At 63.3% G+C, this 26,728-nt stretch carries 23 protein-coding genes, 1 tRNA gene and 1 riboswitch; of the genes, 12 read left to right on the top strand and 12 right to left on the bottom strand.

What is annotated here, in order from left to right:
* Positions 1–50 precede the first annotated feature (50 nt).
* From JI748_RS12660 to JI748_RS12650, 3 genes are all read right to left on the bottom strand, one after another.
* A complete protein-coding gene (locus JI748_RS12660; RefSeq protein ID WP_201631200.1) occupies positions 51–2,105 on the bottom strand; it encodes a bifunctional aldolase/short-chain dehydrogenase in 2,055 nt (684 codons plus the stop codon).
* An 18-nt stretch (positions 2,106–2,123) separates the two neighbouring features.
* A complete protein-coding gene (locus JI748_RS12655; RefSeq protein ID WP_201631198.1) occupies positions 2,124–3,080 on the bottom strand; it encodes a sugar-binding transcriptional regulator in 957 nt (318 codons plus the stop codon).
* 421 nt (positions 3,081–3,501) lie between these two features.
* A tRNA-Gly gene (locus JI748_RS12650) sits at positions 3,502–3,575 on the bottom strand.
* A 269-nt stretch (positions 3,576–3,844) separates the two neighbouring features.
* Here JI748_RS12650 and JI748_RS12645 point away from each other — a divergent pair.
* Positions 3,845–5,020, top strand: a complete 1,176-nt coding sequence (locus JI748_RS12645) for an alpha/beta fold hydrolase (protein ID WP_233280684.1) — start codon at positions 3,845–3,847, stop codon at positions 5,018–5,020.
* A gap of 237 nt (positions 5,021–5,257) precedes the next feature.
* Positions 5,258–5,665 (top strand): pseudoazurin, encoded by a 408-nt coding sequence (locus tag JI748_RS12640; protein ID WP_233280683.1) that lies wholly within the window; start codon positions 5,258–5,260, stop codon positions 5,663–5,665.
* Between the two features lie 88 nt (positions 5,666–5,753).
* On the opposite strand, the gene JI748_RS12635 is transcribed toward JI748_RS12640, so the two are convergent.
* The gene (locus JI748_RS12635; RefSeq protein ID WP_201631194.1) at positions 5,754–6,857 is read right to left on the bottom strand and encodes a 2'-deoxycytidine 5'-triphosphate deaminase; all 1,104 of its coding nucleotides are present in this window, start codon (positions 6,855–6,857) and stop codon (positions 5,754–5,756) included.
* A gap of 76 nt (positions 6,858–6,933) precedes the next feature.
* A riboswitch (SAM riboswitch) is annotated at positions 6,934–7,009 on the top strand.
* 32 nt (positions 7,010–7,041) lie between these two features.
* Here JI748_RS12635 and metZ point away from each other — a divergent pair.
* Both metZ and JI748_RS12625 read left to right on the top strand, forming a co-directional pair.
* Positions 7,042–8,250, top strand: coding sequence for an O-succinylhomoserine sulfhydrylase (gene metZ / locus JI748_RS12630; protein WP_201631192.1), 1,209 nt, complete (start codon positions 7,042–7,044; stop codon positions 8,248–8,250).
* Between the two features lie 143 nt (positions 8,251–8,393).
* Complete coding sequence (locus JI748_RS12625) at positions 8,394–9,185, top strand: transporter substrate-binding domain-containing protein (protein WP_201631190.1); 792 nt, start codon at positions 8,394–8,396, stop codon at positions 9,183–9,185.
* Between the two features lie 140 nt (positions 9,186–9,325).
* Here JI748_RS12625 and JI748_RS12620 read toward each other — a convergent pair whose 3' ends face one another.
* The gene (locus JI748_RS12620; RefSeq protein ID WP_201631188.1) at positions 9,326–9,736 is read right to left on the bottom strand and encodes a tellurite resistance TerB family protein; all 411 of its coding nucleotides are present in this window, start codon (positions 9,734–9,736) and stop codon (positions 9,326–9,328) included.
* Between the two features lie 100 nt (positions 9,737–9,836).
* Between JI748_RS12620 and JI748_RS12615 the strand changes: the two genes are divergently transcribed.
* A complete protein-coding gene (locus tag JI748_RS12615; RefSeq protein WP_201631186.1) occupies positions 9,837–11,531 on the top strand; it encodes a lysine--tRNA ligase in 1,695 nt (564 codons plus the stop codon).
* A 76-nt stretch (positions 11,532–11,607) separates the two neighbouring features.
* A complete protein-coding gene (locus tag JI748_RS12610; RefSeq protein WP_201631184.1) occupies positions 11,608–12,645 on the top strand; it encodes a sensor histidine kinase in 1,038 nt (345 codons plus the stop codon).
* A 2-nt stretch (positions 12,646–12,647) separates the two neighbouring features.
* Here JI748_RS12610 and JI748_RS12605 read toward each other — a convergent pair whose 3' ends face one another.
* Both JI748_RS12605 and JI748_RS12600 read right to left on the bottom strand, forming a co-directional pair.
* Positions 12,648–12,977: a DUF2087 domain-containing protein gene (locus JI748_RS12605; protein ID WP_201631182.1), complete on the bottom strand. Its 330-nt coding sequence runs from the start codon at positions 12,975–12,977 to the stop codon at positions 12,648–12,650.
* Complete coding sequence (locus JI748_RS12600; RefSeq protein WP_201631180.1) at positions 12,974–13,627, bottom strand: S24 family peptidase; 654 nt, start codon at positions 13,625–13,627, stop codon at positions 12,974–12,976. Before JI748_RS12600 ends, JI748_RS12605 begins: the two co-directional genes overlap by 4 nt.
* A gap of 122 nt (positions 13,628–13,749) precedes the next feature.
* Here JI748_RS12600 and JI748_RS12595 point away from each other — a divergent pair, with 122 nt between their 5' ends.
* Positions 13,750–14,106, top strand: a complete 357-nt coding sequence (locus JI748_RS12595; RefSeq protein WP_201631178.1) for a DUF952 domain-containing protein — start codon at positions 13,750–13,752, stop codon at positions 14,104–14,106.
* Positions 14,106–15,224, top strand: coding sequence for a quinone-dependent dihydroorotate dehydrogenase (locus tag JI748_RS12590; protein ID WP_407644953.1), 1,119 nt, complete (start codon positions 14,106–14,108; stop codon positions 15,222–15,224). The genes JI748_RS12595 and JI748_RS12590 overlap by 1 nt, the downstream gene beginning before the upstream one ends.
* A 170-nt stretch (positions 15,225–15,394) precedes the next feature.
* Here the strand turns inward: JI748_RS12590 and JI748_RS12585 are convergent, their stop codons facing one another.
* Both JI748_RS12585 and JI748_RS12580 read right to left on the bottom strand, forming a co-directional pair.
* Positions 15,395–16,063 (bottom strand): nucleoside/nucleotide kinase family protein, encoded by a 669-nt coding sequence (locus JI748_RS12585; protein WP_201631176.1) that lies wholly within the window; start codon positions 16,061–16,063, stop codon positions 15,395–15,397.
* The gene (locus tag JI748_RS12580) at positions 16,060–16,350 is read right to left on the bottom strand and encodes a DUF6460 domain-containing protein (RefSeq protein ID WP_201631174.1); all 291 of its coding nucleotides are present in this window, start codon (positions 16,348–16,350) and stop codon (positions 16,060–16,062) included. Before JI748_RS12580 ends, JI748_RS12585 begins: the two co-directional genes overlap by 4 nt.
* 256 nt (positions 16,351–16,606) lie before the next feature.
* On the opposite strand from JI748_RS12580, the gene JI748_RS12575 reads away from it, so the two are divergent.
* Together JI748_RS12575 and pdeM are read left to right on the top strand one after the other, a co-directional pair.
* On the top strand, positions 16,607–19,096 hold the full coding sequence (locus JI748_RS12575) for a ligase-associated DNA damage response DEXH box helicase (protein ID WP_201631172.1): 2,490 nt from the start codon (positions 16,607–16,609) through the stop codon (positions 19,094–19,096).
* A 163-nt stretch (positions 19,097–19,259) separates the two neighbouring features.
* On the top strand, positions 19,260–19,970 hold the full coding sequence (pdeM, locus tag JI748_RS12570) for a ligase-associated DNA damage response endonuclease PdeM (protein WP_201631170.1): 711 nt from the start codon (positions 19,260–19,262) through the stop codon (positions 19,968–19,970).
* Positions 19,971–20,100: 130 nt separating this feature from the next.
* Here the strand turns inward: pdeM and JI748_RS12565 are convergent, their stop codons facing one another.
* The 3 genes from JI748_RS12565 to JI748_RS12555 all read right to left on the bottom strand — a co-directional run bounded on the left by JI748_RS12565 (position 20,101) and on the right by JI748_RS12555 (position 25,421).
* Positions 20,101–20,862 (bottom strand): TIGR02186 family protein, encoded by a 762-nt coding sequence (locus tag JI748_RS12565; protein WP_201631168.1) that lies wholly within the window; start codon positions 20,860–20,862, stop codon positions 20,101–20,103.
* Positions 20,859–21,785: a sulfite exporter TauE/SafE family protein gene (locus JI748_RS12560; protein ID WP_201631166.1), complete on the bottom strand. Its 927-nt coding sequence runs from the start codon at positions 21,783–21,785 to the stop codon at positions 20,859–20,861. The genes JI748_RS12565 and JI748_RS12560 overlap by 4 nt, the downstream gene beginning before the upstream one ends.
* A gap of 96 nt (positions 21,786–21,881) precedes the next feature.
* Positions 21,882–25,421 carry a peptidoglycan-binding protein gene (locus JI748_RS12555; RefSeq protein ID WP_201631164.1) on the bottom strand — a complete coding sequence of 1,180 codons (3,540 nt, stop codon included), beginning with the start codon at positions 25,419–25,421 and terminating at the stop codon, positions 21,882–21,884.
* A gap of 177 nt (positions 25,422–25,598) precedes the next feature.
* On the opposite strand from JI748_RS12555, the gene JI748_RS12550 reads away from it, so the two are divergent.
* Positions 25,599–26,270: a response regulator gene (locus JI748_RS12550; RefSeq protein WP_201631162.1), complete on the top strand. Its 672-nt coding sequence runs from the start codon at positions 25,599–25,601 to the stop codon at positions 26,268–26,270.
* Positions 26,271–26,273: 3 nt separating this feature from the next.
* Entirely contained in the window at positions 26,274–26,666 is a 393-nt protein-coding gene (locus tag JI748_RS12545) for a VOC family protein (protein ID WP_201631160.1), read from the top strand.
* Positions 26,667–26,728 lie beyond the last annotated feature (62 nt).

Genomic DNA, 26,728 nt, shown 5'->3' with positions numbered 1-26,728 from the left:
GCCTTGCTGTAAGGAATAGGGAAGGGCGGCTCCCGGGCCGCCCTTTTCGTTTACCGAAGCGTCGCGGCGATATTGCCGCCATCGACGGTCGTTACATTGCCGGTCGTGCGTTCGGCCAGCGCCTGGTGCACGAAGGCCTGCGCCACATCTTCGGCCGTGACTTCGAGCCCGAGAAGATTGCCCGCCATATAATCCTTCTCGCTGAGCCCGCGGGCGTGCGAGCGGTTGCTGATCATCTCGCCCGTCAGCAGGCCAGAACGAATGCGATCGGCATTGACCGCGTTGACGCGGATACCGTCGGCGCCGTGTTCCAGCGCATATTGGCGCGAGAGGAACAGCGTCGCCGCCTTGGGCAGGCCATAAGCGCCGAACTTGGCACCGGGATTGACCGCCTGCTTGCTGGCATTGAACAGCAAGACGCCACCCGTGCCCTGCTGCTTCATCACGCGCACGGCGTTCTGCGCTACCAGTTGATGGGCGAAGAAGTTGAGCTCAAAACTCTTGCGCAGCAGCGCATCATCAAGGGTGGCGATCGCGCCTTCCCAGGCGGCACCGGCATTGGATACGACGATGTCGACGCCCCCAAACACCCGCATGGTCGTATCGAATGCCGCACGCACCGATGCAGGATCGGTGACGTCGCAGGCAAGGCCAATAGAATTGTTACCGGCAGCTTTTGCTACTGCGTCTGCCTGGCCAAGGTCGAGGTCCAGCACCACCGCATGAGCGCCTTGAGCCGCAAATGCCTTGACCGTTGCCGCGCCAATCGCCCCGGCGCCACCCGTGACAAGGACGACTTGTCCCGTCAGCGGCTTGGGCTTGGCGCCACTGAGCTTGGCCTGTTCGAGCGACCAATATTCAAGATCGAACAGATCAGGCCGGCTGACCGGTTCGAACCGGCCAACGGACTCAGCGTCGCGGGCCGCCTCGATCCACATCTCCCCAAGGTCGGCCGCAATCTTTGCGTCCTTGAGCGTGCGCCCATGCCCGAATAGCCCAAGACCCGGCATCATGGTGAGGCGCGGCATTGGGTCGAGCATGGTCCGCTTGACGTCGTCTCGCGCGTCGTTGCTGCGGAAATACTCGGTATAATCGGCCATATAGGACGTGACGCGCTCATCGATCGCACTGCGATAAGTATCGAGCGCATCCGCATCCGGCGCCGGGAGCACCATCGGCCCGGTCTTGATGCGAATGGAAAGGTCGGGCGTCGAGACGCCGCGTGTTGCCATGTCTTCGAGCGTGGTTGAATTGACAAAATCGAGGATTGCCGGGGAGCTGCGGAACTCACTGACGAACCGCTCGGAACGGCCTTCGCCGAGCCGATGCGCGACAGCGCCGCGCAGCATCGGGGAAATTTCTTCGACCGCAGCAAGCCGCTCGGGCAGGCGCGCGGGCACCAGCGGGTTGCGCCCGTTCTGTCGCACGAAGTCCTCAGCCACCGTCACATAATGGATCATGAGGTCATAGGCCGCCTTTGCGGTTTCGCCGAAGGTGAAGATGCCGTGCTTGTCGAGGATCAGCCCGTCGACCGTGGGGTCCTGATCGAAGACATCGGCCGCCGCCTTGGCGAGGTCAAAACCCGGCATGATATAGGGCACAAAGCCCATGCGCGACCCGAACAGCTCCCGGCTCATCCGCTCGCTCTCCGCCTGGTCGGCGATGGCGAGGATTGCCGTTGAATGGGTGTGATCCACGAATTTGTGCGGAATGAAGGCGTGAAGCAGGGTCTCGACGCTAGGGTTCGGAGCGCCGGGATCGATAAGATTGGCCCGCTGCAGCGCCACCATGTCCTCGTCGGAAAGCCGGTCCAGTTTGCGCGCCTTGAGCAGGGGCGCAAGTTTTACCGCCGGCAGGCCCTGCGGCTCGATCGTGCCCATGTCCCAGCCGCTGCCCTTGACGCAGAGCACCTCGTATTCGTCGCCAACAAGATCGGTGACCCTAGTCTTGACCGAAGTATTGCCGCCGCCATGCAGCACCAGCCGCGGGTCACCGCCCAGGAGGCGCGTGGTATAGGTACGCAGCGCCAGGTCGCGGTTGACTCCGCGATCGGCATAGCGGGTGACGCTGGCTTCCGCATCGGCGTCTCGCCAAAGATTTTGCATGTTGGCTCCTCGGAAAAATCAGGCTGGCGCGCCCTCCCAGCGCGACAGCAGGCGTTGTGCCATCGACGTCGTGACCACAAGGTGCGAAACCAGTCTTCCCTTGATGGCGGCCACCAGAGGCTCGAATTTGTTGGCTTCTTCGACCACCATCAGACGTTTGGGGATCGCGCGTATGCTGTCGAGGTCGGCGGAAATGCAGCGCCGGTTGTAATCGCAATCGACCAGCTGCCCCTCGGCATCGATCAACTGCCCCGCAATAACGCCGGCCGCCCCCGCCTCGCCCATGTCCGCCATTTCAGCGGCGGTCAGCGCTCCGCAGCGCACCAGGTGGCTATCGGCCTCGATGCCGCCAACGGAATAAAGCGCGAGCTGGCAGGTGGCGATGGATTTGAGCTGTTCGAGGATTACCGGCTCGGCCCGAAGCTCCTCGGCGAGACGCTCCGAACTCAGCACCAGCGGCGCATAGAAGTTGATGCCCTCGGCATTGAGGCGCCGGGCGATTTCGGTCGTGCACTGGTCGGGCCGATAGCTATAGGGTGCGCCGAGATTGCCGCATAGCTGCACCACCGTGACGTTCTGCCGATCGGCATAAGGCATGACGTCGGCGATGTGGTAGACAGTGCGACCCCAGGCGATGGCAATGCGGTCGCCGCTCCGCGCCAGCTCCTGAAACACCGTGGCCGCCACGACGGGCATCTCAGCCGAAGGGTCGAGCGCTTCCCGATCCTCGGGCACGATCCACACGGCATCGAGCCCGATTGCATCTTCGAGCCGGCGCGCCAAGGCCTCGTCGGTATAAAGCTGGGACGAGGTGGAGATGGTAACGATGCCAGTTTCGCGGGCCTTGCGCAGATAGGTCGCGACCGACGCACGCGACAGGTTGAGCCGTTGTGCGACCTCATCCTGGCGCAGGCCATGCGTGTAATAAAGCCAGGCTGCTTTATGGATCAACTGGTCAGCTGGACGTAAAGGCATGCGTTCCCCGGACTGCATTTCAGCATTAGTCATGGGTGCTGACAAAAGTCAATTACTGCATGTAAGCAAGGAAAATGCCCGGTCGTATACAGCTATGTTTTCCCCGATGCCGAAGCGCTGGCGGGTAGTACGATGGCCGCCGGTGGTGGACTGACTTCATCGCAGTCGAGGTGATCAGCGTAGCAACCGCAGCGAAACCGCGCTGGCGATCTGCTAAGAATGTTCGAGGGCTGACGATGCCGCCAATCCTCCGTCACCATGAAGCGTATAGACCACGCCATAAGAAGCAGAATCATTAGCAGCGCGGGGCGGCTTGGGAGGCTCGCTGTCCAACAGTCGAGATCACGTCAACACTACTTCAGCTTTACCGCCTGAGTGCAGTCAACTCTCGCCAAGAGATTAGCCATGTGAGGGAGGCGTTTGGAGCGGGTGAAGGGAATCGAACCCTCGTCGTAAGCTTGGGAAGCTTCTGCTCTACCATTGAGCTACACCCGCCTTGGGCGATAGATGCTGGAAATCTGGGCAAGCGTCAAGCTTGTGACAACGTTCAGTCGGGTTCCCCGTCCACCAGAACAAGCATGATCGAGAACACGGCAAGAGAGGCAAGAAGGGCGGTGATCATGAAAAACTCCATTTCGCCCCTCCAACGTCTTCGATGTGTTGCCGATCCATGCGCCTGATGCAGAGGCGATGGGCTGGAACGAAACCGGTTCGGGTCGCCGCGGAACCATCGGGGTGCGTGGTGATTGAGGCGCTGATTGCAAGTGGCGCTGGGCGCCGCTTTTGCCGGAGTCACCATGCCGCTTATTGCCATTGTCCGCTTTCTGACCACGCTCGTGTCCCTCATCATCTTGGGCGTGATGATCTATCTCGCCTGGACCTGGTACGATGGGGAGGTGGTGCGCCGGGCCAACGGTGACATCCTCCGGGTGCGCGAATACTGGCGGCTTTACTGGGCCATCGGCCTTGCGGCCTTTTCGTTCCTCGGCAAGATCGTCCTGGCGCCCCTGCTTGCCGGCCCCGATCGCGGCGAACCCTCCAAAGCTGATCGCGGACAGGGCCAGACCATACCTGGTCCCAATGGGAGCATGCTCTACGTCGAGGAGCTGGGCCTGCGCTCCGGACCGACCCTGATCCTCACCCATGGCTGGTCGATGGACAGCACCATCTGGCACTATGCCAAGCGCGATCTGGGACAGCGCTTCCGGGTGATCGTTTGGGATCTGCCGGGGCTGGGTCTCTCCAAAGGACCCGTGAGCCTTGAAAACTTCGCCGCAAGCCTTGGCACTGTAATCGAATGGTCCGGGGCCGCAAAGGTAGTACTCGCCGGGCACAGCATTGGCGGCATGACCATCCAGACTTTGGCGCGCGACAATCCGCTGCTGTTCTCCCAGCGCGTCGCCGGGGCGGCGCTGTTCAACACCACCTATATCAACCCGCTCAAGACCATGATCCTGCCCCGCTTCATGCAGGCGATCCGCTGGCCCATTCTCGAGCCCGTGTTCCGGCTGACCATCCTCCTGCAGCCGCTGGCCTGGCTCAGCGCCTGGCACAGCTACCTCAGCGGCATGACCCATGTCGCTAACCGCGTCGGCTTTGGCAAATATGTAACCCGCAGCCAGCTCAACCACGTGTCTTTGCTGTCGACGCGCAATCCGCCGGGCGAGATCGCCAAGGGCAATTTGGCCATGTTCCGCTGGGATGCCAGGGGAGCGCTCGCCAAGGTCGATGTTCCCGTGCTGCTGATCGCGGGCGAAATGGACATCGTCACCAAACCGGTCGCCAGCGACCAGATCGCGGCACAGACTGTACGCCGCGCGGCCGTGCAGCGTGTGGAGGGCGCCAACCACATGGGCATGCTCGAATGTGCCGCTCAGTACAATGCGGCGCTCGCCGCCTTTGCCATGCAAGTGCAGCCGCCCACCAATCCTGCAATATGATGGGTCCTCCCGGCCTTTTGTTTGAAAAAGGCACCAAAGCCATATTGATAGGGGGCAACCGAGGCCCTAACATATTAGTTGGAGGACGGCAGAATTCGCCGACAGGCTGGGCCAGGGTCGAGACCCCGCGTGCAGCTCACTCAACTCACGATGCGTCTGCACTCAGAAGCGGCGCACATCATAATACCTGGAGATTTTGCATTGAAACTTCGTAGCATTCTGACCGCAGCCGCCCTGATGCTGGCCTCGACCCTCACGCTTTCTGCAGCCGAGTATGAAGTTCACATGCTCAACAAGGGCTCCGATGGCCAGGCAATGGTGTTCGAGCCGGCCTTCCTGCAGATCGAAGCTGGCGACACGGTCAAGTTCATCCCGACCGACAAGGGTCACAATGCCGAAACCATCAAGGACATGTTCCCTGAAGGCGGCAACGAGTTCAAGGGCAAGATCAACGAAGAGTTCAGCGTGACCTTCGACGTCGAAGGCGCCTACGGCTACAAGTGCGCTCCGCACTTCGCCATGGGCATGGTCGGTCTGATCGTGGTCGGCGACGAGCCGGCAAACCTTGAAGACATCGCCAATGCCAGTGGTCCGGCAAAGGTTAAGGAAAAGTTCGCCGAACTCGCCGCAATGGTTGGCCAGTAAGCGATCCCTTTCGGCGGGCGCCAGCCCGCCGTCTCAAGCAATAGGGGAGGTGTGCAGCAATGCCACCTCCCTTTTTTTCGCCAGCGGCTCAGCCGCCGAACACCTTGAAATGCTTCGAAAGCTTGAGCGTCTGCGCCTGATAATTGGAGCCGAAAGCGGTGCCATAAAGGCGGTCCGGCGCTTCAGCGAGCTTTTCATAGATCAGCCGCCCGATGATCTGGCCATGGCCGAGGAGGAACGGCACTTCGCGGCTGCGCACTTCGAGCACGGCCCGGCTGCCGGTGCCGCCAGCGGCGGAGTGGCCGAAGCCGGGGTCGAAGAACCCGGCATAATGGACGCGAAATTCCCCCACGAGCGGATCGAAGGGCACCATCTCGGCGGCGTGGCTCGGCGGCACATGCACGGCCTCGAGGCTCACGAGAATATAGAATTCATCCGGGTCAAGGATCAGCTCGCTGCGGCCGCGGGAATAAAGCGGGTCCCAGAAGTCGAGAACGTCGAGCGCGTCCTTTTTGTCCACGTCGACAACGGCGGTGTGGCGCTTTGAACGAAAGCCAACAAGGCCGTCGCGGCCCTGGCCGAGAAGGTCGATCGAAAGCGCCACGCCATGATCCACCGGCTGCTCGCCGCCGATCACCAGCGTGTCCGATTGATGCAGCGCCTGATGCTCGGCGACGGTCAAGCGGCTATCGCCCGACCGGAACCGCATTTGGCTCAGCCGCGAGCCGCTACGCACCAGGACCGGAAAAGTGCGCGGGCTGATTTCGAGATAAAGCGGACCCTTATAGCCCGCCGGCAGCTGATCGAAGCCACGCGCCCGATCGCCGATCACGCGGGTAAAAACGTCCAATCGGCCAGTTGAACTCTTTGGATTGGCGGAAGCACTGACATCGAGGGGAAGGTCGAGCCTTTCTTCGAGCGGTACGAGGTAGACGCATCCGCGCTCCAAGACCGCCCCCTGCGTCAGGTCGATCTCGTGCAGTTTTAGCGCCTCGATGCGCTCGGCGACGGAATGCGATGGTCCCGGCAAAAAACTCGAGCGCACGCGATAAGCCGTGTTGCCCAGCCGCAGGTCGAGGCTCGCCGGCTGCACCTGGTCGGCATCGAACGGCCGCGCCGTGATCGCGCCCCCGGCCCGCAGCTTTTCGATCAACCGCGCCGGAAAGACGCCCTTGGGCCAAGTCTCGCTCATTAGAAAACGTTCCACCCCGCGCTTGGCTATCCCTAGCAACCCCTGCAATTGACGCCAACCGCCAATTGCCCTTACATCACAGCCCAGTGGCGATTTGGCCGGTCGCTTGCAGCCACTTAAAAGATTTCGCTAAAGACCGTAACCGGCCGCCATTCGCGTGCCGGTTTTTTGTTGGAAGAGCCCGATGTCCAAGAACGACAATCCCCTGCGCGATCCCAAGACGCTGTCGCCGGCAACCCAGCTCGTCCATGGCGGCGGCAAGCGCACCGATTTCAACGAGACCAGCGAAGCGCTGTTTCTGAACTCGGGCTATTCCTATCCCAGCTCCGAACATGCCGAACTGCTGTTCCAGGGCAAGCTCCCCGGCGGCCACAACTATTCCCGCTTCGCCAACCCCACCGTCGACATGTTCCAGGACCGCATGGCGCTGCTGGAAGGCGCCGAAGCGGCCCGCGCTTTTGCCTCGGGCATGGCCGCTGTCACCAATGCGGTGATGAGCCAGGTCCGCGCCGGTGATCATATCGTTGCCGCGCAGGCGCTCTTCGGCGGCTGCCGCTATGTGGTGGAAGATTACGCCCCGCGCTTTGGCGTCCAGTCGACACTGGTCGACGGTCGCGATCCGCAAAACTTTGCCCGCGCCATGCAGCCCAACACCAAACTCGTCTTCATCGAGACGCCGACCAATCCGACGCTCGAACTCGTCGATATCCAGGCCGTCGCCGACATCGCCCACGCCCATGGTGCCAAGCTCATCGTCGACAACGTGTTTTCGACCGCGCTTTATCAAAAGCCGCTCCAGCTCGGCGCCGATCTCGTGACCTATTCGGCCACCAAGCATATCGACGGCCAGGGCAGGGTGCTCGGCGGCATTGTCTTGGGGTCCAAGGCCCTGATCGAAGGCGACGTCCATACCTTCCTGCGCCAGACCGGCGCGACGCTTTCCGCCTTCAATGCCTGGGTGCTGCTCAAGGGCCTCGAAACCTATGCACTGCGAGTGGAGCGCATGACTGACAGCGCCGAAAAAGTCGCGGCCGCGATCGCCGACCACCCCAAGGTCAACCGGGTCATTTATCCACATCACCAGAGCCATCCGCAATACGAACTGGCCAAGCGACAGATGACACGCGGCTCGACCCTAATGGCCATCGACGTCAAGGGCGGCCAGGATGGCGCCTTCGCGCTTTCGGACAACCTCGCCGTGGTGCTGATCTCCAATAATCTTGGCGACAGCAAATCGCTGATCACCCATCCGCGCACGACCACCCATGCCCGATTGACCGAAGACGTACGCCTTGAGACCGGAGTGACGCCAGGGCTGGTGCGGCTTTCAGTCGGGCTCGAGGATCCGGACGACCTGATTGCCGACCTGATGTTCGGGTTGGATCAGGTTTGAGGGCGATGCGGAAAGACCCCCACCCAGCCTCCCCCGCAAGACGGGGGAGGAGCACTACCGTGCTTTGGTTTAGAGCTCGTCCAGAACTCGATGCAGCTCCTCCCCCTCCTTCAGGGGGAGGTTGGGTGGGGGTGGGCCGCACAATGGCTTTCGCGCTCCTCACCCTCGCCACCCCCGCGTTTGCCCAGCTCCTGCCGCAACACGCCGACCCGGACGCGCGCGAGATCCTGCCGGCCAATCAGGTCCCGGCCATCCGCTTCCTCACCACGCCGGATTTTCCGCCCTTCAACTTTCGCGATAGCAACGGCGAGCTGATCGGCTTCAATATCGATCTCGCCCGCCGCATCTGTGCCGAGGTCGACGTGGCCTGCACCATTCAGGCCTGGCCCTGGGACCAGGCCGCCAATGCGCTGGCCGATAGCCAGGGCGATGCGCTGGTCGCCGGCCTTGCCATGACGCCGGAAAACGGCGAACGCTTCGACTTTTCCTCGGTCTATCTGGCCCTGCCAGGACGCTTCGTCACCGCGGCGGATGCCATCGAGGGCTTCTCGCTGCCCGGCTTGTCCGACAAGCGCGTAGCCGTCCGCACCGGCAGCGCCCATGCCCAATTCATGACCCGCTACCTGCCCGATGTCGAACAGGTGGGCTTCGACAGTGAGCTCGATGCCCTGGAAGCGGTCAAGACTGGAAGCGTCGACGCCTATTTCGGCGACGCCATGCGCGCCGCCTTCTGGCTCAACGACAATCTCGCCTGCTGTGGTTTTGCCGGCGACGCCTATTTCCGTCCCGACCTTTTCGGCGAAGGCCTGACCATCACCGTGCCAGCCGGCAACGACCCCATCCGCCACGCCATCGACTGGGCGCTAGTGCGCCTCGAGGAAAACGGCGCGCTGGACGAACTCTATCTGCGCTGGTTCCCGGTCGGATTCTACTGATCTGTTCTTCCCTTCTCCCCTTGCGGGAGAAGGTGCCCCGAAGGGGCGGATGAGGGGTTTACGGGAACTGCCACCAACCCCTCACCCGTCTCGGGCTCCGCCCGATCCACCCTCTCCCGCAGGGGGAGAGGGGAAGAAGATCACGCCGGCAGCTTCCGATGCCGCGCCCGCGCTGCCACTTCGATCGCCGCCGTGGTCAAGCGATCGAGCGTCAGCTTGTCGCGCAGCAGTTCAAGGAAGCGGAGCTCTTCCTGCTCGAGATAAAGGTCCACCGCCGTGACCTCGACCGCCACGGCATAGGCGGTGTCCTGCAGTTTGACCGGCAGTGCGTCGATGGCAGCATCCACGACCGCATCGAGCCCCATCTGGTTAAGCCGGTCGGCACAGGCATTGGCGACGTCTTCAAGCCGCGTTCGATCGAAACCCTCGAACACCGGCAGACGGTCGACCAATGCCGAAATCCGCACCAGTTCCTTTTCCGTGATGGCACTGTCGGACATGGCGGCGACGATCATCAGGTCGATGAGGGCGTCGTGGGCAGCAGTGCTCATGGATTTGGGTCTCGATTGTTGAACTGGCGAGAAAGTTAGGAAGCCGCGCCGCGGCACGCAACCCACCTGCGACATTGACGCCGTAAGCGTTCCCGTGCACATGACGCTTTCCGTCCTCTCTCTGCCCGTCCCGAAAGGCCTAGTGCCCGTGTCGCCTGCCGCTTTGCCCCCGCTTGACCCTTCGTTTTTTGAGCCCGCGCAGTCTGCCCGCGCCTGGCCCTTCGAAGAAGCGCGCAAGATCGTCAAACGGCTCGAAAAGTCCGGCAAGGGCGAAGCGCTATTCGAAACCGGCTATGGCCCCTCGGGCCTGCCGCATATCGGCACATTCGGCGAAGTGGCGCGCACCACCATGGTGCGCACGGCTTTTCGTCTCCTGACCCGCGACCAGATCCCGACGCGGCTTTTGTGCTTTTCCGACGATCTCGACGGCATGCGCAAAATCCCGGAAACCGTTCCCTCCAAGGAGGCGATGGAGCCGCATCTGCAAAAGCCGCTGACCGCGGTACCTGACCCGTGGACCAACGAATATCCAAGCTTTGGCGATCACAACAACGCCATGCTGCGCCGCTTCCTAGACACCTTCGGCTTCGACTACGAATTCGCCAGCGCTACCGAGTACTACCGGTCCGGCAAGTTCGACACCGTGCTGCGGCTTGCTGCCGAGCGCTATGACGACATCATGGCCGTGATGCTGCCGACCCTGGGCGCCGAACGGCAGGCGACCTATTCGCCCTTCCTGCCCATTTCCCCGATTTCCGGCCGCGTCCTTTATGTGCCGATGAAGGAAGTCGATGCCAAGAACGGCACCGTGACCTTTGCCGACGAAGATGGCCGCGACACCACCGTGCCGGTCACCGGTGGTCATGTAAAACTGCAGTGGAAGCCAGACTTCGGCATGCGCTGGGCCGCGCTCGGCGTCGATTTCGAGATGTTCGGCAAGGATCACCAGACCAACCAGACGATCTACGACCGGATCTGCGCCATTCTCGGCGGCACCCCGCCCGAGCATTACGTCTACGAGTTGTTCCTCGACAGCGAAGGCCAGAAGATCTCGAAATCCAAGGGCAATGGCCTCACCATCGACGAATGGCTGACCTATGCGCCGACCGAGAGCCTGGGCCTCTACATGTTCCAGAAGCCGCGCGTCGCGAAGCGCCTCCACTTCGACGTCATCCCGCGCGCCGTCGACGAATATGCCAGCTTCGTCGCCGCCTATGAGCGCCAGGATGCTGCTGCACGCCTCGAAAACCCGGCCTTCCATGTTCATTACGGCAATGTGCCCAAGATCGACATGCCGGTCACCTTCGCGCTGCTGCTTAACCTTGCGACGGCGTCCAACCCGGAAACGCCCGAAGTCATGTGGGGCTATATTTCGGCCTATGCGCCCGGCGTTTCGGCCAAGACCCATCCGCATCTCGATGCGCTGGTCGGCTACGCCATGCGCTACTTCCGCGATTTCGTGAAAAAGACCTATCGCGCTCCCGACGATGTCGAGCGCCAGGCGCTGGAAGCGCTTTCCGCCAGCTTTGCGGAACTGCCGGCCGACGCCAGCAACGAAGACATCCAGAACGCTGCGCTTGATGTCGCGCGCACTTTCGAGCGCTATCAAGACCACACCAAGAAGAGCCCGACGGGCGGCCCGGGCGTGTCCGGCGACTTCTTCCAGATGCTTTATCAGGTGCTGATCGGCCAGGAACGCGGCCCGCGCTTTGGTTCTTTCGCCGCGCTTTATGGTATCGTCAATACGCGCCGGCTAATCGCCGACGCGCTGGCAGGCAAGATGGTGTCGGCCTGATCCAGGATGCCGGGGCAGGGCGCCCTGGCTTAGGTTTTCCATTATAGCCGGGCGTGGGCGCCCTTGAGGACTTGTCGTGCTTGAAGGAAGTCTGAGTGCGGCGCTCCTGAGCCATGGCGAGTGGTTCCGAAAGCGTCCAGCGATCGCCTATGCCACCGCCATTCTGGCCTTCGCCATCGCTCTTGCGGTGCGGTTCGTGCTCAACGACGTCCTGCCTGCGGGATTTCCATATCTCACCTTCTTCCCCGCCGTTCTCCTCACCGCCTTTTTCTGCGGCACCGGGCCGGGCGTCGTGGTCGCGATCCTTTCGATCCTCTCGGCTTGGTACTGGTTTATCCCGCCCTTTGGCGGTTTCGCGCTCGACACGCAGAGCGCCATCGCCGTCCTCTTCTTTGTCGCTATTCTGGCCGCCGATATTCTGATTATCCACGTCATGAACGTCGCGCTACGCCGCCTTGTGGCCGAACAACAGCGCACCACGGCCCTTCTCGATCAGCAAAAGGCTTTGTTCGAAGAACTCCAGCACCGCACCGCCAACAACATGGCCTTTATCAGCGCGCTGCTGTCGATGCACAAACGCCGCGTGCGCGGCACGCCCGATGCCGTCTCCGCCTTCGAGGATGCGTCGACGCGCCTCGACTCCATGGCGCGCATCCATCGTCGGCTTTATGACCCGACCAATATCGATCTTGCCATCGACGCCTATCTCGGCGACCTGCTGCGCGATGTCTTCCAGAGCGCCGGCAGCCCTGACATCGAAATCGTAGTTGAAAGCAGCGTCGCGCGTCTCGGCGTCAACCGGCTGATCACCCTGTCGCTGATCCTCAGCGAACTGGCCACCAACGCCGTCAAGCATGCTTTTCCGGGCGGCAGCGGGCGCTTTGTTGTCAGCCTCGCGCAAGTAGGCGCCGACTACGTCCTGACCACCTCCGATACTGGTCCGGGCTTCCCCGAAGGCTTCGATCCGGCGGGCAGCGACCGCCTCGGCTTCCGTGTCCTTTCGAGCTTTGCCCGAACACTCGACGGCACGCTGAGCTTCACCAACAAGGACGGCGCCGTCACCACGCTGACCTTCCCGGCCGCCGATCCGCGCGCCACGAATACTGCGGCGTAAGATTAGCCAACCCGCTCCGCCAGGATCCGGGCTTCCTCAGGCATGTCCTGAGCGATCTTGCGATAGATCCGGCCGTCCGGCGTGCGGCGCAGCAGATCAAGGTCGCAGAGGTCGCGCCGCAATAGCGCAAAGTCCTCATAATCGTGCCAGCCGCGCAACATGGCGCTGACCTCGCTTTCGCTCATCTGCACATCGTCGGGCAGTTGCGACCACACAACCCAAAGCACCAGCACCTGCTCGCTGCGCTTGGACGGCCAGCGCTGCAGCCGCCCCTTGGCGTCAAAGCATCTTGCCACCCGCTCCATCTGTTTGGCAGCAGGCCCAGCGCTCATTGGCTGGCCCAGATGATCCGCGCCATCCATTCCACATCGGCGACATCGATCAGCCGCGGCTCATAGGCCGGGTTGATTGACCGCAACTCGATCTGCTTGGCCGATTGGCGATGAAGGATCTTGGCCATCACCTCGCCGTCGCGCGTCTTGACCACGACCCGATCGCCGCGCCGCACCTGCTCGGTGGGGGAAACGACGATCCGGTCCCCTTCGCGATAAAGCGGCTCCATGCTGTCGCCGGTAATCTCGAGCGCATAGATGCCGTTGTCCTCGGGCGAGGGCAGGGCCACTTCGTCCCAGCCCTGGCCGACCGGAAAACCAGCGCTGTCGAAGAACCCGCCTGCACCCGCCTGCGCCAGGCCCAGGAGCGGCACCGTCGCCGTGCGCCAGCTTTCGCCAAAGCCGCCATGCGCCTTGATATAGGCGCCGGTCCCCTCGATGAAGCTATCGAAGCTTTCGCCCGTCGCTTCCAAAATCTTGGAAATGCTTTCGGTCGAGGGCCAACGCTCCCGTCCATCCTTGCTGACGCGCTTGGAAACGTTGAACGCGGTGGGATCGAGCCCCGCCAATTTTGCAAGCGCCGACACCGACACGCCCTGACGCCGGGCGATGCCGTCAATACCGTCCCAGATGGCGCGATGCGAGAGCATGGATCTCACCAGAAAGGAAATCAGTCACACTTAAGGAAAATCGTCCTAACCTATCCATCCTCTCCCCGCTTGTAAAGCGCCCCCATCCACTTTACCGCAAACGGCACAGCAGGGAGCCGCACGTGACCGACACGCCAGACCTCATCTACAAGATTGCCACAGTCGCTTCCTTCGCGCCGGCACGGCTTTCAGGCCACTATGATGGCATGCCGATCGATGCCGCCGATGGATATCTTCATTTCTCGACCGCCGCCCAGCTCGCTGAAACCCTTCGTCTCCACTTCAAGGGCCAGTTCGGCCTCGTGATCCTAGCCGTCCGCACGGCTGACCTGCCCGAGCTGATCTGGGAGCCGTCACGCGGCGGCCAGATGTTCCCGCATCTTTATGGCGGCCCGCTGCCGTTATCGGCCGTCGAGTGGGAGGCGTCCGTCGATGTCGATGCCGAAGGCAATTGCACGCTGCCAGAGGCTGTCCGGTGATCCTTTCCGCCCTTGCTCCGCTGCTGCGCCTTCAGGGCCTCCAATCGCTGACGCGCGACACGCTCCTGCGCATGGACCCCGAAACGGCGCATGGCGCAACCATCAGCGCTCTACGGCTGGGCCTCGCGCCGACCCAGCAGGACAAGGACGCGCCCGAGCTCGCGACCACGCTGTGCGGCCTTGACCTCGCCAATCCTGTCGGCATGGCTGCAGGCTTCGACAAGAATGCCGAAGTGCCGCGCCAGCTGGCGCTGATGGGTTTTGGCATGGTCGAGATCGGCACCGTCACCCCGCGCCCGCAGGAGGGCAATGCCAAGCCGCGTCTGTTCCGCATCCCCGAGGCCGAAGGCGTCATCAACCGCATGGGCTTCAACAATGAAGGACACGAGGCCGCCTTCGAACGCCTCAAGGGCCTGCGCGTGCCCGCCGCGCTCGGCGTCAATATCGGCGCCAATAAGGACAGCGCCGATTTCGTCGCCGACTATGTGCTGGGCGTCCAGCGCTTTGCCGACCTTGCCGACTACCTCACCGTTAACGTCTCGTCGCCGAATACGCCTGGCCTGCGCAATCTCCAGGCCGACGAAGCCCTTCGGCGGCTTCTGGGCGAAGTGCTGAGTGCCCGCGCCAAGGCCAGGACGCGCGTCCCCGTCCTTCTCAAGATCGCCCCCGATCTCGACCAAGCCGGCATGGATGCCGTGGCCCGTGTTATTCTCGACACCGACCTCGATGGCCTCATCGTCTCCAACACCACGATCAGCCGCGACCCAGTCTCGGGCCTGGAGAATGCCAGCGAAACCGGCGGTCTCTCTGGCAAGCCGCTGTTCGCGCTTTCCACCCAGCGCCTTGCCCAGATGCGCCAGCGCGTCGGCAGCATGCCCATCGTCGGCGTCGGCGGCATCCATTCCCCGCAAACCGCGCTCGCCAAGTTCGAAGCCGGCGCTGACGCCATCCAGTTCTACTCAGCCTTGGTCTTCGGCGGCCTCGACCTGCTCGACCGCGTCAAGCGCGGCCTCGTCGCTGCCGTCCGAGCCCAGGGTAAGCTTAATATTTCAGAACTGGTGGGGACGAAGGTGGACGACTGGGCCTTTGGTAAGGCACCCCCTTCCGAGCTTCGCTAAGGCGCTGCGCACCTTAGCTCCGCTTGCCTTCCCCTCTGAGGGGGAAGGTGAACGCAGCTGATGTGGCACTATCGAGCCAAAGTCACAGGAGCTACCTTCCCCCTAAGAGGGGAAGGCAAGCAAAGCTTGGCGACGAAGGAGCCTAGCGTCGCTCGGAAGGGGGTGCCTTCCTAAGCCTCGACCACCAGCTCGATTACCACGTCGGCCCGATCACGCGAGCCCTCCACCAGCTCGTAATTGGGCAGGTCGTTGCACGCGATATGGGCGCGGTTGCGCTCGTCGGTGAACAGCCCTTCTTCCCCATGCCGCCGTAACAGCCGCGCTTCGACCATGTCGCGCGGCACGTGGATGAAGACCGCGTAATCGAGCAGCGACCGTACGCCCGCCCAAGGGCCTTCGGTCAGCAACAGGTAATTGCCCTCGACCACCAGCACCCGTGCCTCCGGCTGCACGGTAAAGGCGTCTTCGACCGTGTCCTCGATCTTGCGGCTATAGCCTGGCCCGCTCACGGGCTCGGTGGCGCGCTTGAGGTGGTGGAGGAAGCTCACAAACGCCGCGCCCTCGAATGTATGCGGCGCCCCTTTGCGGTCGGTCTCCCCCAGCTCTTCGAGCTTGGCGTGCTTGATGTGAAAGCCGTCCATCGGCACCAAAGCCGCGCTGCCCGGCTTGACCGCATTGAGCATGGTGACGAGCTCTGCCGCGAGCGTCGACTTGCCGACCCCCGGGCCACCCGCAAGGCCAATGGCGATCCGCTGCCCACCGGCTGCACTTTCCATCTGCAGAATATGCGGCACCAGCCGCGCCAGAGCCTCGGCCGGCGTTAGCCGCAAGACGCTCATCGGCCACCCCGCGCGAGGCGCATCAGCAGCCAGATCGGCACCACGACCGCTGCACCAGCGAGGACATAGCCGATGATCTGCCGGACGATGCCGCCACCATCGCGCAGCGCTTCGCGCACGGCGTCCACTGCGCCGCGCAGCAGGTCGCTGGCATTGAAGCCGAACACCGACATCACGAAGCCGACCAGAAGCGACAGCAGCACCAGCCGCATCACCACCGAGCTCGGCCGCCCGCCAAACAAGCGCTCGGCGCCGGAACGAGTCTGAGGCCTATAGTCTTCTGTCATCGGTCCGCTCCGTTTGGCAGTGTTCACGCCATCATATAGTCTTGCGGAGCAATTGCAGTAGGTGTTCGTTGTCAGGTTTGTTGGCTGTCCCCCCAAGCGCGGTCCTCCCTTCTCCCCTTGCGGGAGAAGGTGCCCGAAGGGCGGATGAGGGGTGCGGTGCCGTATTTTGGCACTATGTTGCCCGATACCCCTCACCCGTCTCGGCCTTTGGCCGATCCACCCTCTCCCGCGAGGGGAGAGGGAAAGCGACGAGAACATGAGCGCTGCAACGCTGCCCCCCGTCATCGCCGACTGGTTCGCCACCCGCAATTGGGCCCCCCGCCAACATCAGCTCGACGTCCTTGCGTCCTATCAGCGCGGCGCCTCGCAGCTGCTGATAGCCCCAACCGGTGCCGGCAAGACCCTGGCCGGGTTCCTTCCAACCCTGACCGAGCTGGTCGACGGCAAGTTCGATGGCCTTCACACCCTTTACATTTCCCCGCTCAAGGCCCTCGCCGTTGACGTGCAGCGCAATCTGTCGACGCCGATCGACGAGATGAAACTGCCGATCAAGGTGGAAGCCCGCACCGGCGACACCTCCGCTGCCAAGCGCGCGCGTCAGCGCACCAGCCCGCCGCATGTGCTGATGACGACGCCCGAACAGCTTGCGCTTCTGATCAGCCACCCCAAGGCCGAACTGATGTTCGGCAGCTTGCGCCGCGTCGTGCTCGACGAACTTCATGCCTTGGTCACCAATAAGCGCGGCGAACTGCTGTCGCTCGGCTTGGCCCGGCTCGCGACCCTTGCACCCGAAATGCGCATCACAGCGCTCAGCGCCACCGTCGCCCGGCCAGATCTCTTGCAGGAATGGATCGCCCAACCGAACCTCGATCGCCCCACCGATCTCCTGCGCATGGTCGGCGGCGCGCCGCCGGAATTGGCAATTCTGGAAACCGAAGAACGGCTGCCCTGGGCCGGGCACTCGGCCAAATATGCGCACCTCGAGCTGCTCGACATCATCCGCGCCCACAAGACGACGCTCCTCTTCGTCAATACCCGCTCGCAGGCTGAAATGCTGTTTTCCGGCCTGTGGGACATCAACGAGGAGATGTTGCCGATCGCCCTCCACCATGGCTCGTTATCGGTCGAGCAGCGACGCAAGGTCGAGGCCGCCATGGCCGATGGGCGGCTCAAGGCCGTGGTCTGCACTTCGACCCTCGATCTTGGCATCGACTGGGGCGATGTCGATCTCGTGGTCCAGATCGGAGCGCCCAAGGGCTCCTCGCGCATGCTGCAGCGCATCGGCCGCGCCAATCACCGGCTCGATGATGCCTCCAAGGCGCTGCTGGTGCCCTCCAACCGCTTCGAAGTGCTCGAATGCGAAGCGGCGGTGGAAGCTGTCGCCGAAGGGCATCAGGATAGCGAAGACCCCCAGCCCGGCGGCTATGACGTTCTGGCCCAGCACGTGCTCGGCATGGCCTGCGCCGCGCCCTTTTTCGCCGATGATCTTTACGCCGAAGTCCTCCGCGCCTGGCCCTTCCGCGACCTGCCGCGCGGACAGTTCGACCGGGTGCTCGAATTCGTCGCCACCGGCGGCTACGCGCTCCAGGCCTATGAACGCTATGCCCGCCTGCGCCAGACCGAGGACGGCATGTGGCGCATCGCCAACCCCAAGGTCGCCCAGCAATACCGTCTCAACATCGGCACCATCGTCGAAGAGCCGATGATCAAGGTGCGCCTGGTGCGGGGCAGGGGGCAAAAGCAGGGCCGAACCACGGGGCCGATCGGCGCCGGTGGCCGCGTCCTCGGCGAAATGGAAGAATACTTCTTCGGCCAGATGACCATCGGCGACACCTTTATCTTCGGCGGCGAAATCGTCGCCTTCGAGGGCATGAAGGACAACGAGGCCTATGTGTCGCGCGCCTTCTCCAAGGATCCCAAGATCCCGACCTATGGCGGCAGCCGCTTCCCGCTGTCCACCTACCTGGCCGAGCGCGTCCGCCGCATCATGGATTCTCCCGAGGAGTGGAGCAAAATGCCCGACCAGGTTTCCGACTGGCTGCGGCTTCAGCGCGACATCTCGGTCATGCCGCGCCGCGACAGCCTCCTGGTCGAAACCTTTCCGCGCGGCACGCAATACTACATGGTCTGCTACCCCTTTGAAGGCCGGCTTGCGCACCAAACGCTGGGCATGCTGCTGACCCGCCGGCTCGAGCGCATGCGCGCCCGCCCGCTCGGCTTTGTCGCTTCCGAATACTCGCTGGCCATCTGGGGGCTGGGAAACCTCTCGGCACTGATCCGCACCGATCGCCTCTCGCTCGACGAGCTTTTCGACGAAGACATGCTCGGCGACGATCTGGAATCCTGGCTCGATGAATCGGCGCTGATGAAGCGGACCTTCCGCAACTGTGCCGTCATTGCCGGGCTGATCGAGCGCCGCCATCCGGGAAAGGAGAAGACCGGTCGGCAGATCACGATGAGTTCAGATCTGATCTACGACGTGCTTTATGCCCATGAGCCCGACCACATTCTGATCCAGGCGACGCGCCACGATGCAGCCCGCGGGCTCCTCGATATCGGGCGTTTGGGCCAGATGCTGACGCGCATCCGGCACCACATCGTCCATAAGCCGCTGGAGCGTGTCTCCCCCCTGGCCGTGCCCATCCTCCTCGATATCGGCCGCGAGATCATTCATGGCGAAGGCCGCGAATCAGCTATGGCGGAAGCTGCAGACGAGCTCATTCGAGAAGCGATGGGCGAGCGCTGACCTTTCTTACCTCGCCCCCTCGGGGACTTCGAGCTGACCCAGAGGGCAAATCACTCCAGTGGAGTGATTTGAAGCGAGAAGGCCATGAGAGCTAAGCTCGAATGGCGATTCGACGCGTGAGCGTCGGGTGAGGTGGCCTTACTTTGGGGCGTTGAACGAACATATGAACACCGCTGCTGCCCTTTCGGCTCCCGTCACGGAAACAGTCTTGCTGCGTTTTGCCGGCCACAATTTCGAACCGCTGCCGTCGGGCGCCCTGTTCTGGCGCGCGCAGTCGACCCTGCTTGTCGCCGACCTGCACTTCGAGAAGATGGCAAGCTTTGCCCGCAAGGGGCAGATGCTGCCGCCTTACGACACGGCGATGACCATCACCCGGCTCGAGACAGACCTCCGCCGCACCGGCGCGAGGCGCCTCCTGTCGCTAGGCGATACCTTTCATCGTCCGGACTCGAGCTCGCTGCTCACCCCGGCCGATCGGCTGCGGCTCGACACCATCTGCGACACGGTCGAATGCATCTGGCTTTCAGGCAATCACGACCCCATTGCGCACTGCATCGGCGGCACCTGCCTGCCGGAAATCCAGGTCGAAGGCCTCACCTTCATCCACCACCCGTCCAAGGGCGCCAAGGGTCATGTCAGTGGCCATCTTCATCCGGCCGCGCGCATCGCCATGGACGGCCGAACTGCGCGCAAGCCCTGCTTCGTCCACGACAACCGGTTGATGATCCTGCCCGCCTATGGCAGCTCCGCCGGCAATATCAACATCCTGTCGCCAGCCTTCTTCGGCCTCTTCCACATGCCGGCGCTCGAAGTGACCATGCTCGGCCGCGACCGCACCTATCCGGTGCCGACAAAGCGATTGGTCAACGGCTAGCGGCACGTCCTCGTCCTTCGAGGCTTCGCTGACGCTGCGCACCTCAGGATGAGGACTACTTCGAGATCTTCAGTAGCCCTCATGGTGAGGTGCGGAGCGAAGCGCAGCCTCGAACCACGAGGGCGTGGCATTAGCGCTTGAAGATCACGCCGCCCAGCCAACCGGTAAACAGCGCGAGGATCACGCAGGCGATGCCGTAGAGCAGCGGATACTGCGTCGATGACTGCGCAAGGAAGCGCTCGAAGTCGATCTTGCGCACCGCAAACCCCTCCGACTTGCGGGCGATCAGTGCCCCATCCTTGAAAAGGTATGTCTGCGCAATATAGGGCCCCGGCGGCGCGCTGCTCGGCAGGGTCAGTTGTGCAGTATAGAACGTGTCCGACATGAACTGTACGCCGGTTTCCTGCACGCCGAACAGCCCGTCCTCCGACATCAGCCGGATCAGTTCGCGGCCGAAATTCAGCGTCTTCATGAAGCCGGCCGGGTTTGGCGCCATGGCGTAGGATTCCGGCAGGATGAAATTGGCGTTGAGCGTCGCAATGTCGCTGATTTCGAGCAGACGCTTGTTCGACAGCACGTGGAAGTAGCTCGGAAAGCGCTGGAACTCGACCTGATCGGTATTGAGCCAGATGCCAAAGTTGTTGGTCTTCTCGCGCGCCACCCGGTTCTGCGTCGGCCCCAGAACCACAATCACAACCTGGAACGGTCCCTCCACGGTCGTGCTGGTCGAACCCGCTTCCGGCGCGATCGTGCCAAAGAAGGTCAGCCGCTCGCCATCAAAGCTTGATGTGATCTGCACCGTGTCGTTGGAGACGCCGGAAATCAGTCGTTGTGCCTGCGCCGGCAGGGCGAAAGCCAGGAGCACAGCGAAGAGCACGAAGAGCCTTGTCATCGCGCCACGCTCGTCACAGCCATGCTGAACGGGTCTGCAGGCGTCAGCACCAGCGAGAGGCCGAAGCGGATGGCGACGGCAAGGATCAAGAGCGCGAGGAGCCCGCGCAACTGTTCGCCCCGCAGGTTCTTGCCTGCCGCTGCACCAAATTGTGCCCCGGCGACACCACCCACCATGAGGCAGAAGGCAAGGAGAATATCGACGCTTTGGCTTTGCACGGCATGAAGGATTGTCGTGGCCGACATCATGGCCACGACCTGCGCGAGCGAGGTGCCGATCACCACATTGCCGGGCACGCGCAAGAGGTAAACCAGCGCCGGCACCATGATGAAGCCGCCGCCAATGCCCAACAGCGAACCGACAAAGCCGATAAAGAGCCCAATCCCCAGCACCGGCAAGACGCTGATATAGAGCCGCGACTTCTTGAACCGCACGCGCCAGGGCAGGCCATGGATCCAGCTATGCTGGTTGGGCAGCCGCTCGCGCACCACAATGCCCTGCCGATGCTTGAGCAAAGCCCGCACCGATTCCTGCAGCATCAGGACGCCGACCGAGCCCAGCAAGATCAGGAAGCCAAGCGAGATCACAAGATCGAGCTGACCGGCGTCCTGCAGCAGCGAAAACGCTGCCACGCCGCCAAAAGCGCCAAGCACGCCGGAGAGCACGAGATACATGGCGAGATGGAGATCGATGCCGCCGCGCCGGTAATGGCTCAAGGCACCCGAGGTCGAGGCGGCCACGACCTGTCCGGTTACCGAGGCCACGGCCACGGCGGTCGGCACGCCCGAAAAGATCAGCAAGGGCGTCAACAGGAACCCGCCGCCGACCCCGAACAGGCCCGACAGGAAACCGACCGCCCCTCCGATCCCCACGAGAAAGAAGAGGTTCACGGAAAGCTCGGCGATCGGCAGATAGATCTGCAAGATCTTTAGGTCCCGTAAAAGCCCGCCACAGCGGAAAAGAGATATGGCCCGGGCTTATGTCCGGGCCATGGCAGTGTCAAATCTTTCTCCCGGTCATCAGACCGGTTGGCTCCCCAGAACCGCCAGCAACCGCGGATTAACGGCGCCGCTCTCGCTCATGCCGGTGCTCCGCTCGAACGCGCTGATCGCATCGCGCGTCTTGGGACCGGCCACGCCATCGGGCGTGCCGAGGTCGAAGCCAAGCTTGTTGAGCGCCTGCTGCACCTTTGAGACCACTTCGCGGCTGCCGATCGCGTCGCCCGGGGCGAAGCTGTCGGTCCATGTGCCGATCGGCGCAAAGTTGGCGGCAAAGTCGACCGGCTCGATCTTCCAGGCCTTGACCTCGTCATTGATGCGGCTAACGGCTTCGGCAGTGAGCGACTTGGCAATATCGTCGCGCGCTTGCGTCGCGTCCTTGTCGCCGCTCAGCGCTGCCAGCGAGAACCACTTGTAGGACTGCTCGAAATCCTGCTCGACGCCAAGGCCGCGGGCATAAAGCATGCCGAGGTTGAATTGGCTGTCGGTCATGCCGAGGGCTGCGGCGCGGGCAAACCATTCCGAGGCAACCTCGAATTCCTGCTCGCCCATCTGTCCGCCAGCATGGAGCGCGGCAAGGTTGTGCATGGCCATGCGATTGCCGGCTTCGGCGCTGCGTTGGTACCAGAGCTTGGCCTCTTCGAGATCCTTTTCAACGCCGCTGCCGAGCTCATAGAGATTGCCCAGACGGTATTGCGCCGGCACAAAGCCTTGTGCAGCCGAGCGCTCATACCACTTGGCGGATTCCTCGAGGTCCTTTTCAACGGCGCGGCCTTCGCCATAGATTGCCGCGACTTCAAACTGCGCCTTGGCGTTGCCCTTGGCAGCCGCTTCGCGCAGTTCCAGCGGGCCCACGCCTTCAGCCGGCAAGTCGAACGGCTCGGCCACGGCCGCAACGTCGGCTGGCGGGTCGACGGGGGTGAGATCAGGCAGAGCAGGCGCTGCACCAAGGCTAGCCGGTGCGATCGCGACCGGGGTCTCGTCCGGCAGCAGGGCAGGGGTAATCGGCGCCGTGATCTTGGCGCTGGCGGGCTTGCTGAACGTCATCGGCGCGCCCGGATTGATCGATCCGGTAGCGGTCGGATCGACCATGTCGATGACGCGCGGCGGAGCGATCGTCGAAACATCACCCACCGGCGCTTCTTCCGGAGCGGCAGCGGCTTCCGGCGCAGGCACCGGGTCGACGGTGTCCATGCGCTGCAACACAAGGTTCAGCGCCAGGAGCGACACCGCGACCAGCGTTGCCGCCAATAGCAGTGGACGGCGATGCTTGGTGAGGAAGCTTTCCTGCGCCACCTGCGGCATCGGCATGCGCATGTCGGCAACCGGTGCTGCCGCAGCCTTCGGCTCGCGCTTGGCGCGGACCGGCTTTTCCTTTTTCGGCTTTTCCGCCGGCTTGGCGACCGGCGCCACCGGCATGGCGTCGAGCGACACCTCTTCGGTCTTCTCAACCTTGTCGATCTTGTTCTGGCGCACGCGGGCCAGCGCCCGCCCGATCAGCGAGGTGCTGCCGGGAGCAGGTTTGACGTCTTCCTGCTTGGCGCGCTGCGCGCGGCGGGCCGCGGCGACGAAGGTGCTGGTGCTGGTCGGGCCTGCGGCTGCTTCCGGCGTTGGCGCCGGCGCACGGGGCGGCTCGGAGAAGGGATTGTTGTCCGGCTCGGCAAAACTCGACTGGGGGCGCGGCGGACGCTGCACGCTTTCGGGATCGATCACCGGGACCGCAACTTCTTTCGCCGGCGAGGCCGCAGGCGCACGCGGCGCCGGTGCACGGCTCGGAGCCTGAGCCATCGGCTTGGGCCCGCGATCCACCAGCGGATGTTCATCGGCCGGATTGACCGGCATGGCGTCGCTCGGACCCTTGCTCAGGGTCTGGAGGATGGAGTCGAGCTTTTCGGTACCGCCCTGGCGCGGCTGCGTGACCGCCTCGAACGGATCGTCCTTGAGCTCTGGCGCCGGGGCCTTGGCGCGCACCGGAACCGGCGCAGGCGCCTCGTTGCGCTCGGCCAGCATGGCCTCGAGCCGCGTCAAGCGTTCCGCCGTATCCTTGCCGGCAGTGTTGAGCAGCGAGGTCATGCGCTTTTCGAGCGCATCGATATTGCCGTTTGTGTCCGGCGTCGCCGGCACCGACCGCGCCACCGCTTCGGAGGTCCGGGCCGCCACGAGGTCCGCGAGGCTCTCATAGTCCGGCGTCTTGCCGGCCGATTTGATCAAACCGGTGATGCGGTCTTCGATGCTCTTGAGGCTGTCGGCGCCGAACATGGCGACCGGGGCGGTCGCCTTGCGCGCCACAGCTTCGCTGGTGCGCTCCGCAACCATCGTGGCCAGCGACTCGAAATCCGGCCGGTCGTCGCCTGAATTATAAAGCCGTGCGAGCCCATCGAGTTGTGCACCGGCATCGTCCATCCGCGCCATAAGCGCCGTCAGCTGGTTCTCGACCACGCTGGTATCCACGGGCACGATGCGGTCGCTCAGCGCCTCGATCTGGTTTTCCAGCCGCACGAAGCGCGGTTCGATCCCCTGCAGCACCGCGGCGCGCAGCCCGGCGATCTCGCCCTTGAGCGCCTGCACCTCGGCATTGCCTTCGATGGCCTCGATACGGTCGGCCATGGTTTCCACAAGGCCGATCAGCGCCTTGGGCGCTGCGGTATTGTCCTTCATCGCCTGGGTGAAAGCGGCCATTTCGCCGGTTAGCCGTTCGAAATCGGCCGAGGACATTGCCACATTGCGCTCGATCGCATCGATCCGGTCGTAGACCGACCGCACGCTCGCCTCGATGCTTTCCATGGCCGGGGCCATCTTGGCGATCTCGGGCGTGGCGCGCTGTTCGCGGCCGATTTCGCGCTCCATCTGCTGCGCCTGCAGCTCGGCAAGCTTGCCCACGGTCGCCGACACATCGTCGAGCCGCTGGTTGATGGCCGAAAGGTCGGTCTTGGGCGCCTGTTCGATCATGACGCTGAGCGCCGCGATCTGCCCTTCGAGGCGCTTGACCTGTCCGGTCTCGCCGATGGCGCCAGCCAGGAGTTCCACGACCTGCGTCAGCTGCTCGACCTGGCTTGCGACCTCGCGCACGCTGCCGGCATTGCTGCGCTGCGACTTGAGCTCGCCCTCGAGGCGCTCCAGCCGCTGCGTCATGCCGGTGACGAGGCCATTGAGTTCGCGGATTTCCCCGCCATCAGAGCCGCGCCGCATCGGCATCGGTGCCGGCTGTCCTGGCGCGCCCTGGCGGCTGCGAATTTCGGCAATGGCAGAGGTAAGGTCATCCACCGCGGGCGCTTCGTCGTCATCGCGCTCGCTGAAGCGGTCGACCGCGCGCTTGACGGTGCGCAGCGCCTCGCGGCGGCGCAGCGTCGGTTCGGGCGCTTCCACCTGGTCGCGCAGATGCTGCATGCGACGCGACAGGGCGCTGACCGCCGGCTCGGGCACTTCGGCTTCTGCCGGCGCATAGCGGCTTTCAACCTTGTCGAGCAGGGCGACCAGTTCGCCGCGCAAGGCTTGCCACTCGCCCGCAGCCGGATCACGGGAAAGGCCGGCAGTTTCCGATTGAGGGTAAGCGCGGGGCATGTGTGGTCCCTGTCAAGAAAAGACGGACCCCTCGTGATTCAGCACGAAGGTATAGGGGCCACACTGGCGAACTTATGGTAAAGAACCCGTTAAGCATTGTCGCAATATGCATTCACGAATGCCGGAAAGCCTTGTAGTTCCGGGTTAATATCGGCCCGCAAGACGAAAGGCCCGCTCATGACCCGCCGCCGCATCATCATCGTCGATGACCATCCCCTGTTCCGCGCCGCGCTGCGCCAGACCCTTGCCGGCGGCGACGCCACCGTCAGCGTCGAGGAAGCGGGCGATCTCGAAAGCCTCAGTGCCGCGCTCGACGCCGACCGCGATTGCGACCTGGTGCTGCTCGATCTCAACATGCCGGGCGTCCGCGGATTTTCCGGGCTTTTGCTGCTGCGCGCGCAATATCCCGACATCCCGGTGATGATCATTTCGGCGGTCGAGGACAATACGGTCGTGCGCCGCGCCTTCGAGCTTGGCGCTGCCGGGTATTTGCACAAGTCCGTCGGCCCCACCGAAATCCGCCGCGCCATCGAAACCGTCCTGTCGGGCGAGGTTTTCGTCCCCACCGGCACGACGCTGGGCGGCGAGGATGAACAATCGGGCCTGATGAAGCGCCTTGCGACCCTGACGCCGCAACAGGTTCGCGTCTTGATGATGCTGAGCGATGGCCTGATGAACAAGCAGATCGCCTATGAGCTCACTATTTCGGAAGCCACCGTCAAGGCGCACGTCTCGGCGATCCTGCAAAAGCTTGATGTCGATAGCCGCACCCAGGCGGTGATCGCTGCTGCGCGCATCGAGGAAGGCCAGTTCGAGGCTCTGTTCTCCACCGGTGCAGAAAAGGCCTGAGCGATGAAGCCATCCATCTCGATCATCACCATCGGCGTCGACGACCTCGAACGCGCCTTCGCCTTCTACCGCGCCTTGTTCGACATCGCCGATGACCAGATCGGCGCCGGTGAAGACCACGTCGCCTTCTTTTTCGACGACGACTTTTCCTTCGTGCTGTTCCCGCGCGACCAGATCGCGGCGACCGCAGGCAAGCCGGAAAGCCTCGAAGGCACGCCCGGCTTCGTCCTCAGCCACCGCGCCGAAAGCCCCGAGGAAGTCGACACCATCCTCTCCCGCGTCCTCGTCGCCGGCGGCGCCATCATCACGCCGGGCACCGAGTCCGAATGGGGCTATTCGGCCTACTTCGAGGATAGCGAAGGCAATGTCTGGGAATTGATGGCGACCAGTCGGTAGTGAACTGATCATAATCAGCGCCACGAACTCGATTGTCACCCCGGGCCTGACCCGGGGCCCAT

It is taken from the genome of Devosia rhizoryzae (genome assembly GCF_016698665.1).
Lineage (GTDB): Bacteria > Pseudomonadota > Alphaproteobacteria > Rhizobiales > Devosiaceae > Devosia > Devosia rhizoryzae.
Note: the sequence above shows the minus strand (reverse complement) of the source record. Positions and strands in the feature narration are given on the sequence as shown.